Consider the following 14,395-nt stretch of genomic DNA (forward strand, 5'->3'; position numbering starts at 1 on the left):
CTCCCTAGTGAAAAATAGGTCTATCCAAAGGTGGTATTTCATTGCACAACAGCCTGCACCGTACCATTTTCAACTTTGAATAATTGATAAGAAATAGATAAATCATGTAAGTGTTTTTGCACTGAATCATGGTCTAAAGTGGTAATAAAAACTTGACTACCAAGATGGCTTAAACGCTCAATTAAACGCTGTTGTGCGGTTAAATCTAATTCTGCTGTCAGATCATCTAATAATACCACAGTTTCCTTATTACAAGCATGTAGCATTGCAATCTGTGACAGTTTTAACGCCATGATCAATAACTTTTTTTGCCCACGAGAGAGCACAACATCAGCATCACCCATAGCAGTTTTTAACCTTAAATCTGCACGGTGCGGACCATACTCAGTAAAGCCACGCTCGCAGTCTTTAAAATGCTGATTGGTCAGATCATTCAGCAGTCCTGTTTCAGCATGAAAGCCTGCACTATATTCCAATGTCACTGTTAAATCAGGCAATAATGCTTCAAGATCTTGTTGGAAATATCGAGTCCACTGTTCCACCACATTGCTGCGTAGACTATGTAATATCTCACCATAGTCACTGAGCATTTTGTTCCACGGTTCTAAGTCAGACAGACTCAAATGACGTCGTGATTTCAGTAAACTATTCCGCTGTTTTAATGCCCGTGCATAATATTGCCATGCATGGTAAAACTCCGGTTCCACGTGGAACATCAACCAATCTAAAAGTTGACGTCGTGGCTTCGCACCATGATCAATAATATCGGTACTTTGTGGGTCGATGACTTGTAGCGGTAGAATCTTAGCCAACTGCCCTTGTGTCCCCACTAGGTCTCCATTGACTTTAATCACTTGCTCGCCCGACTGCATTTTTTGCATACCAATACGATCTGTTGCAGACTGCGCAAAGACGACAGCGTCAGGGCTATTATTTTGAATATAGTTTTTCGGAATATGAGTTCGAAAAGAACGGCCTGTTGCCAGCAAATGTACTGCTTCTAATACAGAAGTTTTGCCTGAACCATTTTGCCCATAAAAGACATTAAACGGCTGCAACCCAGAGAGTGCAACCGTCTTTAAATTTCGAACACGTTCTACATGTAAACGCGTGATATGCATAATAATTGAGACGTCAGTCTGAATTAAACACGCATTGGCATCACAACATAGGTTTGATCTTGTTGTTGTGGATCTTGTACCAATACCGACTGGTTGGCTTCTGTCATGGTCATTGCAACATCATCACCATCCAATACATTCAGAACTTCCAATAAGTACTGTGCATTGAATGACATTTCCATCGGTGCATCTGCATATTGAATCGCAAGATCTTCGATTGCTTCATCTTGCTCAGGGTTATTGGCACGAAGTTGTAAAGTGTCCGCATCAAACTTCAAGAATACGCCGCGCAATTTTTCATTACTTAAAATCGCTACACGTTGCAGTGATTGTTTAAATACATCATGTGCAATACGCACGTTTTTATCGCCACCACGTGGAATCACACGGCGGTAGTCTGGGAATTTACCATCGATCAATTTTGTGGTGAAACGTACGGTAATATCACCCTGCTCTTTATCACGGCTGGCAATGGTAATTGTTACATTTAATAATTCACGACCAATTAACAACGATAATTGCTCGTCTTCAACACTCAATAGACGCTGCAATTCACCTACGGCTTTACGTGGAACAATCGCTTGCATTGCTTGTGTCGCATTCGAGCTTGCCGCTGTTTCACACATCGCCAAACGGTGACCATCGGTCGTTACTGCACGCAATTGATTTTCATCAATTTCAAGCAAAGTACCCGTCAAATAAAAACGCACATCTTGAACCGCCATGGCAAAAGATGTTTTCTCGAATAAACGCTTTAACTCACGTTGAGTTACACCAACTTGAGTGCCTTGAGTATTTTCAGTGGTTAATAATGGATAGTCTTCTGCAGGCAAAGTACCCAATACAAAACGACTGTTTCCAGATTTTAAAATACAACGTTGATCTTCAGTAATTTGCAAATCAATCAATGCCGCTGACGGTAATGATTTACAGATATCCATCAGTTTACGCGCAGGAACTGTCGTCACCCCTGCTTGTAAACAAGCACCGTCTGCCAGCGGTGTACTCGCAACCAATTCTACTTCTAGGTCAGAACCTGTAATGGTCAATGCTTGCTCAGTAACCTGTACTTTGACATTGGATAAGATATTTAAGGTATGGCGACGCTCAACCGCTCCTACGACATGTGACAGAACATTCAGTAAGCTTTCTTTCGCGATTTTTAAACGCACAATACATTCCTCTAAAAACTGAAGACAGACAAAATAAATTAATTTTTTAGCAGTGTACTATGCGGCAGAATATACCGCATTGCAAGAACAGAATTTGAACAAAAAGACTTAACTTTGCAGCAGACGTTGCAAGTTTTTATAGTCCTCATTGAAGATTGGATCTTCTTCACGCAGGCTTTGTACTTTTTCACAGGCATGCATCACAGTACTGTGGTCACGGTTACCAAAAGCCATACCAATTTCAGGGAAACTATCCCCTGTCAGCTCACGTGCTAGCCCCATAGCCAACTGACGTGGACGTGCATAAATACGTGTACGTTTTGGGCCAACCAATTCTTTGAGTGGAATACGGAAATATTCACTCACCACACGCTGAATATTTTCAGTACTAATAGTACGTGCACGAATCGCCAACACATCTTTTAATGATTCACGCACCACATCAAGGTCGATTGGAGTGCCTTTAAAACGAGAAATGGCTACGACTTTATTCAGCGCACCTTCTAGTTCACGGACATTGGCAACCACCTGTTGAGCAATAAACAGCGCACAATTACGTGGAAGTTCCACGCCATTGCTTTCCGCTTTTTTCAGTAAAATTTCAATACGGGTTTCAATATCAGGCGGTTCAACACCCACCGATAAGCCCCACGAAAAACGTGAAACCAACCGTGGATCCAACTCAGTCAGTTCTTTTGGATAACGATCCGAAGTTAAAATGATTTGCTTAGATTCATCTAATAACGCGTTGAAGGTATAGAAAAACTCAACCAAGCTGGCCTCTTTACCCGCTAACAAATGAATATCATCCACCAATAACAAATCTAACGAACGACAATTTTTCTTGAATTCTTCGACCTTACCTTGCTGTAGAGAGCTCACAAAGTCTTGTACAAAACTTTCAGCCGTCATGTACATCACACGTGCATTCGGCTTCGCTTGTAATAATGCATTACCTACGGCTTGCATTAAATGGGTTTTACCTAAACCAGTCGGTCCATATAAAAATAACGGGTTATGCTGTGAAGCACCGGGCTGCGTCAAAACTTTACGACAGGTTTCTGCCGCCATCTGATTGGAACGGCCTTCAACAAACAAGGAAAAGGTAAATAATGGGTTAAGCTGACGCTTACGGTTATTTTTTGAAGACGTCTCTTCTTTTTCTTTTTTTAGACGATTCGGTGCAGACACATGCGGCGTTGACTCTAATGCTGCGGTGGTTGTTGCAGGTTGTTCAGCTGCAGATAAAATTGCACCAGGCCGTGAATCAACCAAAATCTCGACTTTACGTACCCGACCTTCAGACAACTGTTCCGCTAAAATAGAGATCAGTTCTAAATGGTGTTCTTGAATATAGCGTGTCCAATACGGATTCGGTGCATAGAGTTTTAGACTATCACCTGCATCTTCTGCCACTAGTGGGCGTATCCACATTGTATAGACATTTCCTGAAAGCTCTTGTCGCAAGCGAGTTAAGCAGTCTGTCCAAAGCATGTGAAACCCCTATTTCAGTCCATTGTACGAAAAAAATAATTCAACCCCGCCTAAGCGGGCAGCCATTCTAACCATCTTATCCACATCTGTCATGAACAAATCAGTCGAAATCGATCAAAAAAACGCAAATTGAGTTTAAATTTAAATTTAAATCACGTGTGGATAAGTTTATCCGCAAGCTGTGGATAAATTGTAGCACAAAGTTATCCACAAACTATCAAAATTATAAAAACATCTTTATCCACAGTGTAATTATTTGTTTTTTAAATCTAAAAATGCGTTTTCCACAGAAAATATCAACACTAATAGTAATAAATTTAAATTTTAAAATTTGAATTTATTTATAAGATCGACCCATTCTGGGGATAACTTGATGGTTGGTTTAAATTCAAATTTAAATTCATAAAAACCAATTCACAAATTTGAGATTGTGGATAAATCTGTGAGTAAACTTGAAGATAACTTAAATAATTAATATATACAATGATTTAGTTTGTGAATATTTTAATTTAAAACTTTCTGACTGATTTCTAATCCTTATATTATCTTGATATATCACAGCCTAGATTTTGAAAGAAAGCGTGTTTTTCATTGACAGCTCAAGCAATGAGCACTAAAATCGCGAACCTTTACTGAAAGATCATTTTTGGAGTTTCGATATGAAACGTACTTTCCAACCTTCTGAGTTGAAACGTAAACGCGTTCATGGTTTCCGTGCTCGCATGGCTACTAAAGCTGGCCGTCAAGTATTAGCGCGTCGTCGTGCAAAAGGTCGTCACAGCTTAACTGTTTAATTTCAGTTAAGACTGTCAAGACTTGGGTGTTATGACAACACTTTACGGCTTTAGCACAGATGTGCGAATACACTGTGCTGCCGATTATAAAAGTGTGTTCGATGGTGCGCTTTTTAAAGTGCATCAACCCCATTTCTTATTTCTAGCAAAAATCTCCGAACAGCCGAATAGCCGTTTGGGTATTGTTGTTGCTAAGAAAAAAGTGCGCCGCGCACATGAAAGAAATCGAGTAAAACGACTTGCACGCGAAAGTTTTCGCCTGCATCAACAGCAGTCTAATGTATTAGATATTGTCGTTATGCCAAAAATGGGCATAGAGGCGGTACCGAATGCAGAGTTGCATCAGCAATTACAATTTGCTTGGCAAAAATTGCAGCGCCTTGCAAATAAGCATAAAAAAATAGCTACCTCCCCACAAGCGTAGAGATGACCAATGGTTCGTTTACTGCATTGGCTCATTCGTTTCTATCAGATTGCGATTAGTCCTTTATTGGGACCACGCTGTCGTTATATTCCAACATGTTCTCAATATTCTTTGGAAGCAGTCCATCAACATGGTGCTGTACGTGGAGTGTGTCTAGCTGTTCAGCGTATTTGCCGTTGTCATCCTTGGGGCGGTTCAGGCTATGATCCTGTTCCATCAAAAGCAATTCGTTTTATTTCATTTCAGCAAATAGATTCTCAAACGCGTCACGTTGCTGTACCCTTTCGTGAACGTTTATTGAACCAAAATCACTCTAACCACTTGGGGTAATACCTATGCAACAATGGGCCAGGATTGCAATTCTAGGGGCCATGTTTGTTGTCGCATATTTGCTCATTTTGGCTTGGCAGAAAGATTATGGACATGCGGAACAAAAACCTCAGCAAAATGCTGCGGTGGTAACGCATGAAGTATCTGCCGATTTGCCAAATGGCCAGACAGCTACGGCTGCTACTGATGTGCCGCAAGCAAATAATGCTGCTACACAACAAACAACAGATGCCACTGCACCTGTTAGTCAACAGTTAATTTCAGTACAAACTGACCTTTACCATCTTTGGATTAATCCAAAGGGTGGCGATATTGTTCGTATTGAATTACTCAATCATGACAAAAATAAAGACAGCGACGAACCGTTTGTAATGCTTGAAAGCGATGCAAAACGTACTTATGTTGCTCAGTCTGGCTTAATTGGTCTTAATGGCCCTGACAGCAATCCGAAAGGACGTCCAACCTATGAGATTGAAAAATCTTCATATACGTTAAATGACGCAAAAGCTGTGAAGGGTAAAGATGGCCAAACAGCAAAAGTTTTGTCAGTACCAATGGTTTATAAAACAGCAGATGGTGTAGAGGTTATTAAAACCTTTAACTTCACTGAAGGTGAATACCCTGTTGTCGTGAATCATAAAATCGTGAACCGCAGTGCTCAGAACTGGCAAGGTCAGATGTTTGGTCAGCTTAAACGCGACAACTCTGAAGATCCAGGTAAATCTGATCAAGGTATTTTCACTTTAGGTACATTCCTTGGTGGTGCATGGGGTACGCCTGAAGAACATTACAACAAACTTAAATTTGCCAACTTCAATGAAGAAAAATTGAATGTTGAAGCAACTGGCGGTTGGGTTGCAATGGTTCAGCATTACTTCGTGAGTGCGTGGATTCCTGGACAGATCAAATTAACGCAAGCCAATGGTCAACCGTATGCTGCGAAACTTGAGTCACGTAAATCTACTGATGATATGAACATCATTCAGTTCACATCGCCTGCAATTAATGTTCCTGCAGGAACTGTGGCAGAAGTAGATGCAACGTTCTATTCAGGTCCAAAAATCCAATCTGAATTAAAAGAATTGGCGGTTGGTTTAAACCAAACTGTAGACTACGGTTGGTTATGGCCAATTGCGAAATTATTGTTCGTCGGTCTTGAGTTTTTCCACGGTTTAGTGGGTAACTGGGGTTGGTCAATTATTCTATTGACGATTCTGGTGAAACTGATCTTGTGGCCTTTGTCATCGAAGAGCTACCGCTCTATGGCGAAAATGCGTGTGATTGCACCTGAAATGCAACGCATGAAAGAAGAGTTCGGTGAAGACCGTATGCGCTTCTCGCAAGAAATGATGGCATTGTATAAACGTGAACAAGTAAACCCACTGTCAGGTTGCTTGCCTTTATTGCTCCAAATGCCGATCTTCCTAGCTTTGTACTGGGTGTTGATGGAGTCCGTTGAACTACGTCATGCGCCGTGGTTAGGTTGGATTCAAGATTTATCTGCGATGGATCCATGGTTTATTTTGCCGCTATTAATGGGCTTAACCATGTTTATTCAGCAAAGTTTGAACCCACAACCGGCTGATCCAATGCAGGCGAAAGTCTTCAAAATCATGCCAGTGATTTTTACGGTATTTATGTTGTTCTTCCCTGCGGGCCTTGTGCTTTACTGGATCTGTAACAACAGTATTACTATTCTTCAACAAGGTTTGATTAACAAATCTGTTGAAAAAGACCGTTTAAAACGTGAAGCAGCTGACTCAGCAAACTAAGCATTGCTGATGGGCTGAATAAATCCGCTTAAGATGGTAATCTTAGGCGGATTTTTCTTTATCTGTCGTTTGAAAATTTTTAGGTAAATTTTATGTTAAACCGAACCACCATCGCAGCAATTGCCACACCGCCGGGTCGTGGTGGTGTCGGCGTGATTCGCCTGTCTGGTCCCAAATCTTATGCCATTGCAGAAGCATTAACGCAGCAATCCTTACCACAAGCACGTTTTGCTGGTTTCCGTAAGTTTTATGATGCATCGAATGAAATCATGGATGAAGGTTTGGTGATTTGCTTTCCAAATCCGCACTCTTTTACGGGTGAGGATGTGGTGGAGCTTCAAGGTCATGGCGGCCCCGTTATTCAAAATGCATTATTGGCACGGTTACTTGAATTGGGTGCTATTGCTGCGAAAGCGGGCGAATTTTCAATGCGCGCCTTTGAAAATGGCAAAATGGACTTGGTGCAAGCCGAGGCGATTGCCGACCTGATTGATGCCACCTCACAAGCTGCTGCGCGTTCTGCGGTACGTTCATTACAAGGTGCCTTTTCGAGCAAGGTCAATACGGTGTTAGAAAAACTTATCCATTTGCGTTTGCATGTGGAAGCAGCGATTGATTTTCCTGAAGAAGAAATCGACTTTTTGGCGGATGGTAAGATTTTGGGCTTATTGGATGAAGTGGCAAGCTCGGTCCATGCTGTGCAGCAATCTGCCCGTCAAGGTCAGTTACTGCGTGAAGGTCTACAAGTGGTGATTGCCGGTAAACCCAATGCAGGTAAGTCATCGCTACTCAATGCTTTAGCGGGTGTTGAACGTGCGATTGTGACGGATATTGCGGGTACGACACGTGATGTTTTACATGAAAAAATCAGCCTCAATGGTTTGCCGATTACCTTGACCGATACCGCAGGTTTACGTGAAACCGGTGATATCGTCGAAAAAGAAGGGATTCGCCGCGCAATTAAAGAAATTGAGCAAGCTGACTTGTTACTTTTGGTCTATGACTTAAGTCAGGGCGAAGATCCACTGCTATTGGCTCAAGCGTACTTTGCCGATCATATCGAACCGAAGCGTTTGATGTTGATTGGTAATAAATGCGATTTGACGGGATCTACCGCGGAAATTACCGATTTAAACGGTTTTCGACATATTCGCGTGTCGGCTAAACAAGAAACTGGCGTTCAAGCGCTTATTGATGCGATTACAGCGCATGCAGGTTTTCAACCAGAGGAAGATACCTTTATTGCTCGAACACGCCATTTAGACGCAATGAAGCGCACTCAGCGCTATCTTGCAGAAGCACGTGAGCAGTTGGTGGTTTATCATGCGGGTGAGTTGGTGGCTGAGTCGCTACGTTTGGCGCAAAATGCCTTAGGTGAAATTACCGGCGATTTCAGTGCGGATGATCTACTCGGGAAGATTTTTGGATCGTTCTGTATTGGAAAGTAATAAAACGATTGAGCTCCTCGTTTCATCCATTGAAATATCCATCCAAAGCACGATGTTCGAAAACATCGTGTTTTTTTTTGCATCTCTTTAGCCTAGGTTTGAGCCAAAAATGATTTTAAAGATCGATCTCAGCACATCTTTCATTTTCATCCCATAAAAAGGATTGATTGCTGCTCTTTTTGATGCGGCTTCAACTTTGACTTTGAGTGTTGCATAGTCTGGAAATTGTTGCTGTTGCGAGGATTTTTCCACCGCTGACAAAATATCAATTAAAAAAGCACGATTGATTTTTGAACTTAATGGAATGGATTGATACCACTCTTTTTCAAAGCGACGATCTAAAAAGATATCGGGAATTTCGGGGCTAGTGGCATAAAACATGGCTTTGGTGCGCATACATTTACTGCATTGACCACAATTTTTTGGTCGAGCCCTATAGTCCACACAAATCGACAGGGTTTGTAAATCTAAGTCAGATTGGCTTAAAAATGCGGTTTTTTGTGATCGCGTGACATCATCGTCGAGGGTGATTAAGACCCCAGATCGGTTCTTCATCAATCGGTTGGATGCCGTATTTGAGCCATAGGGATGAACGAATAATTGTTGATCTAAACGGTAATCGGCTGAAATTCGATATTGCTGGTAATGTTCAAAAATCGAAGCGCAGGAAAACAGCGAAAAGATATGTGTGACATGCGAACCTTTAGGGTTACAGCCATATTTACTGTACAGCGTGTAAGCATCGGTTTTTACCACGCGACTTTGCTTAAAAACTTGGCTTCTAAAGTCATGGGTCTGATCCATTAAGGCCTGAAATTTTTCATGGTCATCAAATTTATAATCCATTCCATGCACAGTGAGACAATCAGAGTCTTGCCCATTTTCAAGAAAAGCTTTGTATGTACTATATGTGGAGTCAATTCCACCGCTAAAAAAGCTTAAATTTTGAGTGGTTTGGTTTGCCGGTGGTGTTTGGATAATCGATGCAGCACTGAGCATGACTGGTTGATATAAATCAGGTAACCAAGCGGTCCAGACCGTTGAAACCTCCCGTGCGGAGTGGAGGGTTTGTATTGAAATAGGTCCTTCTACATGCAGCGGGATGCCAAGGCGCATGGCAATGGGTAAAAAGCCCCAAACGATAAAATCATAGGTTTCTAATTGCGGTAAGGATTCAAACGGTAAAATATAGTGAATATTCCCGTATTCGCTGCTGGCGATGATTTGATTTTCCGCAGTGTTAATTTGACATTGAATTTTTAGCATTTTTTAAATTTTTGAATCACATCAGACAAGATCTTAATTTAATTTGATTGATTTTTATAGGGTTTCTTAATTGTTTTTGGGTTTAAGAAGCACCCCATACAAGATGCTTCTTGAATAAGTTTAGTGGTTAATTGGTGTTCAGACTACGGTGCCAAAGCAATAAGCCGATACACAATAAACCTACACCCATACAAAAACCTAAAACACCGACGATCAAGCCAAAATGATCAGATAAATAGCCGGCTGCAATAATTGGAATAATGGTTCCTAAATATCCGATAAACAAATAGGTCGAGATCACCGCAGCACGGTTTTGATTGTTGGTCATTTGATGAACTAAGCCAAATGCGCCTAAAAGCCCTAGACCATGCCCTACACCGACTAAAATATCGCTAATAAAAAACAATGCACTCCAGTGTTGGGTCATACATAGCGCAAGGAGCGCATAGCTCAGTATTAACACTATTAAGCCGGCATTGACACATTTTGCAGAAGGAATCGATTTCGCCATAAATTGCACGACAGCGGAAACCAGCAAGATACTTGCAATGGCACTACCACTGACCAAAGGGCCATGCCATGGGATCGCATCTTTGACGAAAGAGGGTGCGAGTGATGCAAATAAGCTAAAAGAACCAAAGGCACAAAAGGCAGTCAGTCCAGCGATATAAAATCGTGAATGATCACGCTTTTCAGGCAATTCCAAATGTGGTGCCACTGAAAAAGGCTGTGGCTCAAAATTCGGTGTGCGAATAAAAAATAACCCTATTAAACACGCCAACCCCCCAAAGATCACAGGGATATAAGGGGTGACTAAAGGCTGTTCCGAAAATTGGGCAATCACTCCACCAATAAATGGGCCAAGACCAAAACCAATCACGGTAATGATTGAACTCAACTGTGGAGCATTATTTTTATGCGGTTCAGGAATGGTATAGACCAAACCAAGCATGGCTGAGGTGCTGATTAAACCCGAGGCAATCCCGATAATAAAGCGCCCGATAGATAACCACAGCGCATTACTGGCAAACACCGACAAGCTTAAACCTAAGATGATGCACGCCATACCGATTTGCAGGGTTCTTAAAAAACCAAAACTGTTACTGGTACGACCTAAAAACAGCAAGGTCGCTAGGCAACCAAACATGTAGGCAACAAAGATATAGGTGATATGACTCGGCAGCAGTCCCCAAAGTTGCTGATAAATGGGATACAGAGGACTAGCTAGCGCTGTACCAATAGTGCCCATACAGAGTGCAAGGCTCACCATAATAAACGGTCGCCAAGAGGGAGATGTGGTCATTTTAAAGTCGCAGAGGTACAGCCCATAGGGTCAATATTGTGCTGCATGAGAAAGAAGGAAATATGGGCTCAGTTTAATGCCGATTGTTTTCCATGGTCAAATCGCAGTTGTAACTTTATCCATAGCGTTTAAGCAGTTTTACAAAATCTTCCAGTTCTACTTCATTGATTTCAACATCTTGAGGCAATACATGATGGCGTAAATGTGCTTCGATTAATTCATTCATTAATCCATTTACAGCACCTTTGATGGCCGCAACCTGTTGTAAAACCTCGATACACCCTGCTTCGGGTTGCTGTAAAGCCAGTTCAACTGCTTTGACCTGACCTTGTAGACGTTTAACCCGATTTAAAATCTTTTTGTCCTGATGTAAATGACTCAACACTTTCTCCCGAAAATAAATATACTATGGGGGAGTATATTTAAGCATAGAACCTAATGAAAACTTCCCCATCCATCCGAATTCATCATCATCAATTTGATGAAGGTAATCCACTCGCACAAAAACGGATCTTAATTGCCACCATTTTAACGGCAGTCATGATGTTGTTAGAAGTCATTGGCGGATGGATTTTTAATTCGATGGCATTATTGGCAGATGGCTGGCATATGAGTTCACATATGTTGGCATTAGGCTTGGCTTATTTTGCCTATCGTGCGGCACGCCACTATGCCCAAGACGCTCGTTTTAGCTTTGGGACTTGGAAAATTGAAATTTTAGCGGGCTATAGCAGCGCGATATTATTGATGGTCGTTGCTGCATTTATGGCCTTTCATTCGGTGGAACGCTTATTCAACCCGGTCCAAATTCATTATAACGAAGCAATCCCTATTGCGATTTTAGGTCTGGTGGTGAATTTAATCTGTGCTTGGTTATTGCATGATGACCATCACCATCACCATCACCATCACCATCACCATCACCATCACCAGCATAGCCATGAGGAGCAGCATGATCATCATCACGATCTCAATCAGAAAGCAGCCTTCATGCATGTGGTTGCAGATGCGGTGACTTCGGTGTTGGCGATTGTGGCTTTATTTGCTGGAAAATGGATGGGCTGGGGATTTTTAGATGCGCTATTGGGGATTGTTGGTGCGGTACTTGTTGGTAAGTGGGCCATTGGGCTGATGAAAGAAACAGGACAAACATTACTGGACGCAGAAATGGATCATCCTGTCGTTGATGAGATTCGAGAGGTTTTAATGCAATTGCCTGTCGACGTCGATGTAACCGATTTACATGTGTGGAAAGTGGGTAAAGGTCAGTTTTCATGTATTGTAGCTTTAGAAACAAGTCAGGCATTGAGTGCAGATGAAGTGCGCCAAGCGCTGTCGATTCATGAAGAAATTGTACATGTGTCTGTTGAAATTAATTCACCTGATGCAGCTTAATATGTTCCACGTGAAACGGCATGTAGCTATTGCGTAATGAACTGAAAAAAGCCCAAGACTTTCACACGTTAGGGCTTAGAATGCTCAATCAATTAAATGTTGAAGTTCGGTCTATGTTGAAAAAAATATGTGCGTTGGCGTTGAGTACCACCCTTTCGACTTTTGCTTTGGCAGATGCGGCACACGTTCAAAAGCTCTTGGCAGAAAAGCACCCCAGTTTAAAAATTGAAAATATTCAAAGTACCGAAATGCCGGGCATATATAGCGGCTTTGTTGAAGATCAAGTTTTGTATTTGAGTGAAAATGCGGATTATGTGATCGCAGGTTCTATGATCCGTTTAAAAGATCAAAAAAATCTGACCAAACAATTGATCCTCAGTCAGCAAAAAACTGAGTGGAATAAACTCCCATTACAAGATGCGATTAAAACAGTCAGGGGGAATGGGAAGCGCCAAATCGCGATCTTTTCTGACCCAAATTGCCCATATTGTAAGAAGCTTGAAGTAGAGCTGGCAAAACTCAATGATGTGACCATTTATACTTTTGTCACAGCGATAAAACCACAGTCGTTGGCGCCATCGAAGCAGATTTTTTGTGAGTCAAACCCTGCTATGGCCTGGAATAATTTAATTAATAAGGGAATTCAACCGAAGTCAGCGAAAAGCTGTGCAAACCCGATTGAGCGAAATTTAAAATTAGCAAAAAGCTTAAAATTAAATGGTACACCGGGAATTGTGTTTGCTAATGGTTCGATTTTAACAGGTGCATACCCGACTGCTGAATTAGAATCGATGTTAAAAGAGATTAAATAATTTCAAGCTGTACGATGAATAAAGTACAATTAAAAAAATACCCGTCTAGAGGCGGGTATTTTAATGGCGTTATAAAAAAACTAGACACGGGTTTTTTTCGTAACGAGATTATAGATAAACAACACGATAATCGCACCAATGACGGAAGCGATAAATCCTGCAGCAGAATTTTCTCCATACAGACCTAATAAACGTCCGCCATAGGTCGCAAGTAAGGAACCTGCTATCCCGAGAATGGTGGTCATGATGAAACCGGCTTTGTCATCTCCAGGATGGATCGCACGTGCAATTAAACCAGCAATAAAACCAACAACAATCGCAACAATGAGTGACCACATAGTAACTCTCCTTTTGTTATCATGTATTTGTTTTTTACGACATGTTCAATCTTTATCTTTAATCAAAACTAAGCTGAGCTACAGCCTAAACATGCAAAAAACTGTTGTTTTTTTGTTCTGAAATAGCCAGAAAAGTAAAAAAAAAGTGGCCTTAGGCCACTCTTAAGTATCTGATCTTGCTTAGAGACCAATTTCGCCAATAAATGGAATGTGACGATATTTTTGATCATAGTCCAGACCATAACCTACGATAAATTTATCTTCGACTTCAAAACCTAAAAATTTCACTTCGAGTTCAATCTCACGACGTGAAGGCTTGCTAACCAAAGTACAAAGCTCGATTGAATTTGGATTGCGCGTCTGTAAAATTTCTAAAACTTTGCTTAAGGTATTTCCTGAATCGATAATATCTTCAACCACCAAGACATCTTTATCTTTAATGTCGCCGTCTAAGTCTTTTAAGATTTTTACATCACGAGTAGATACGGTCCCACCGCCATAACTTGAAACGGTCATGAAGTCGAGTTCATGCGGTTTTGAAATTGCGCGGCAAAGGTCAGCCATAAAAATAACAGAACCGCGTAAAAGACCGATTAACACCAACTCTTTGTCGCTGTTAGCATAGTGTGCATCAATTTTTGCGCCAAGCTCTTTCACTTTAGCTTGAATTTCTTCAGTGGAAATCAGTACGCTCATTTGAACAGACATGGGTAGATACCTAAAAAA

At 41.3% G+C, this 14,395-nt stretch carries 15 protein-coding genes; 7 read left to right on the forward strand and 8 right to left on the reverse strand.

The window, feature by feature from the left end:
* Positions 1 to 38: 38 nt before the first annotated feature.
* The 3 genes from recF to dnaA form a co-directional block, all read right to left on the reverse strand.
* Positions 39 to 1,121: a DNA replication/repair protein RecF gene (recF, locus tag FTV50_RS15310; protein ID WP_180024963.1), complete on the reverse strand. Its 1,083-nt coding sequence runs from the start codon at positions 1,119 to 1,121 to the stop codon at positions 39 to 41.
* A gap of 23 nt (positions 1,122 to 1,144) precedes the next feature.
* Entirely contained in the window at positions 1,145 to 2,293 is a 1,149-nt protein-coding gene (dnaN, locus tag FTV50_RS15315) for a DNA polymerase III subunit beta (protein WP_078194448.1), read from the reverse strand.
* Between the two features lie 108 nt (positions 2,294 to 2,401).
* Positions 2,402 to 3,787: a chromosomal replication initiator protein DnaA gene (gene dnaA / locus FTV50_RS15320; protein ID WP_180024964.1), complete on the reverse strand. Its 1,386-nt coding sequence runs from the start codon at positions 3,785 to 3,787 to the stop codon at positions 2,402 to 2,404.
* Positions 3,788 to 4,446: 659 nt separating this feature from the next.
* On the opposite strand from dnaA, the gene rpmH reads away from it, so the two are divergent.
* The 5 genes from rpmH (at position 4,447) to mnmE (ending at position 8,555) form a co-directional block, all read left to right on the forward strand.
* A complete protein-coding gene (gene rpmH / locus FTV50_RS15325; protein WP_000831329.1) occupies positions 4,447 to 4,581 on the forward strand; it encodes a 50S ribosomal protein L34 in 135 nt (44 codons plus the stop codon).
* Positions 4,582 to 4,612: 31 nt separating this feature from the next.
* Complete coding sequence (gene rnpA, locus FTV50_RS15330) at positions 4,613 to 5,005, forward strand: ribonuclease P protein component (protein WP_078189509.1); 393 nt, start codon at positions 4,613 to 4,615, stop codon at positions 5,003 to 5,005.
* A 9-nt stretch (positions 5,006 to 5,014) separates the two neighbouring features.
* Entirely contained in the window at positions 5,015 to 5,335 is a 321-nt protein-coding gene (gene yidD / locus FTV50_RS15335; protein WP_111885710.1) for a membrane protein insertion efficiency factor YidD, read from the forward strand.
* Between the two features lie 5 nt (positions 5,336 to 5,340).
* A complete protein-coding gene (gene yidC / locus FTV50_RS15340) occupies positions 5,341 to 7,107 on the forward strand; it encodes a membrane protein insertase YidC (protein ID WP_180024965.1) in 1,767 nt (588 codons plus the stop codon).
* Positions 7,108 to 7,199: 92 nt separating this feature from the next.
* Positions 7,200 to 8,555 (forward strand): tRNA uridine-5-carboxymethylaminomethyl(34) synthesis GTPase MnmE, encoded by a 1,356-nt coding sequence (gene mnmE, locus FTV50_RS15345; RefSeq protein WP_180024966.1) that lies wholly within the window; start codon positions 7,200 to 7,202, stop codon positions 8,553 to 8,555.
* A gap of 87 nt (positions 8,556 to 8,642) precedes the next feature.
* Here mnmE and FTV50_RS15350 read toward each other — a convergent pair whose 3' ends face one another.
* The 3 genes from FTV50_RS15350 to FTV50_RS15360 all read right to left on the reverse strand — a co-directional run bounded on the left by FTV50_RS15350 (position 8,643) and on the right by FTV50_RS15360 (position 11,506).
* The gene (locus FTV50_RS15350) at positions 8,643 to 9,821 is read right to left on the reverse strand and encodes a hypothetical protein (RefSeq protein ID WP_180024967.1); all 1,179 of its coding nucleotides are present in this window, start codon (positions 9,819 to 9,821) and stop codon (positions 8,643 to 8,645) included.
* A gap of 127 nt (positions 9,822 to 9,948) precedes the next feature.
* A complete protein-coding gene (locus FTV50_RS15355; RefSeq protein WP_228144801.1) occupies positions 9,949 to 11,124 on the reverse strand; it encodes an MFS transporter in 1,176 nt (391 codons plus the stop codon).
* A gap of 115 nt (positions 11,125 to 11,239) precedes the next feature.
* The gene (locus FTV50_RS15360) at positions 11,240 to 11,506 is read right to left on the reverse strand and encodes a metal/formaldehyde-sensitive transcriptional repressor (RefSeq protein WP_180024968.1); all 267 of its coding nucleotides are present in this window, start codon (positions 11,504 to 11,506) and stop codon (positions 11,240 to 11,242) included.
* A gap of 56 nt (positions 11,507 to 11,562) precedes the next feature.
* Here FTV50_RS15360 and dmeF point away from each other — a divergent pair, with 56 nt between their 5' ends.
* Entirely contained in the window at positions 11,563 to 12,519 is a 957-nt protein-coding gene (gene dmeF / locus FTV50_RS15365; RefSeq protein ID WP_180024969.1) for a CDF family Co(II)/Ni(II) efflux transporter DmeF, read from the forward strand.
* A gap of 113 nt (positions 12,520 to 12,632) precedes the next feature.
* Positions 12,633 to 13,331 carry a DsbC family protein gene (locus tag FTV50_RS15370; protein ID WP_180024982.1) on the forward strand — a complete coding sequence of 233 codons (699 nt, stop codon included), beginning with the start codon at positions 12,633 to 12,635 and terminating at the stop codon, positions 13,329 to 13,331.
* Between the two features lie 80 nt (positions 13,332 to 13,411).
* On the opposite strand, the gene FTV50_RS15375 is transcribed toward FTV50_RS15370, so the two are convergent.
* Positions 13,412 to 13,669, reverse strand: a complete 258-nt coding sequence (locus tag FTV50_RS15375) for a GlsB/YeaQ/YmgE family stress response membrane protein (RefSeq protein ID WP_078189516.1) — start codon at positions 13,667 to 13,669, stop codon at positions 13,412 to 13,414.
* Positions 13,670 to 13,849: 180 nt separating this feature from the next.
* On the reverse strand, positions 13,850 to 14,377 hold the full coding sequence (hpt, locus tag FTV50_RS15380; protein WP_078194457.1) for a hypoxanthine phosphoribosyltransferase: 528 nt from the start codon (positions 14,375 to 14,377) through the stop codon (positions 13,850 to 13,852).
* Between the last annotated feature and the right edge of the window lie 18 nt (positions 14,378 to 14,395).

The organism is Acinetobacter sp. YH1901134, from assembly GCF_013416965.1.
GTDB lineage: Bacteria > Pseudomonadota > Gammaproteobacteria > Pseudomonadales > Moraxellaceae > Acinetobacter > Acinetobacter amyesii.

Coding starts and splice junctions, on each gene's coding strand:
- rpmH (WP_000831329.1), top strand. CDS start 4,447: ATGAAACGTACTTTCCAACCTTCTGAGTTGAAACGTAAACGCGTTCAT.
- FTV50_RS15370 (WP_180024982.1), top strand. CDS start 12,633: ATGTTGAAAAAAATATGTGCGTTGGCGTTGAGTACCACCCTTTCGACT.
- mnmE (WP_180024966.1), top strand. CDS start 7,200: ATGTTAAACCGAACCACCATCGCAGCAATTGCCACACCGCCGGGTCGT.
- yidC (WP_180024965.1), top strand. CDS start 5,341: ATGCAACAATGGGCCAGGATTGCAATTCTAGGGGCCATGTTTGTTGTC.
- FTV50_RS15355 (WP_228144801.1), bottom strand. CDS start 11,124: ATGACCACATCTCCCTCTTGGCGACCGTTTATTATGGTGAGCCTTGCA.
- rnpA (WP_078189509.1), top strand. CDS start 4,613: ATGACAACACTTTACGGCTTTAGCACAGATGTGCGAATACACTGTGCT.
- dnaA (WP_180024964.1), bottom strand. CDS start 3,787: ATGCTTTGGACAGACTGCTTAACTCGCTTGCGACAAGAGCTTTCAGGA.
- yidD (WP_111885710.1), top strand. CDS start 5,015: ATGGTTCGTTTACTGCATTGGCTCATTCGTTTCTATCAGATTGCGATT.
- dmeF (WP_180024969.1), top strand. CDS start 11,563: ATGAAAACTTCCCCATCCATCCGAATTCATCATCATCAATTTGATGAA.
- hpt (WP_078194457.1), bottom strand. CDS start 14,377: ATGTCTGTTCAAATGAGCGTACTGATTTCCACTGAAGAAATTCAAGCT.
- recF (WP_180024963.1), bottom strand. CDS start 1,121: ATGCATATCACGCGTTTACATGTAGAACGTGTTCGAAATTTAAAGACG.
- FTV50_RS15375 (WP_078189516.1), bottom strand. CDS start 13,669: ATGTGGTCACTCATTGTTGCGATTGTTGTTGGTTTTATTGCTGGTTTA.
- FTV50_RS15350 (WP_180024967.1), bottom strand. CDS start 9,821: ATGCTAAAAATTCAATGTCAAATTAACACTGCGGAAAATCAAATCATC.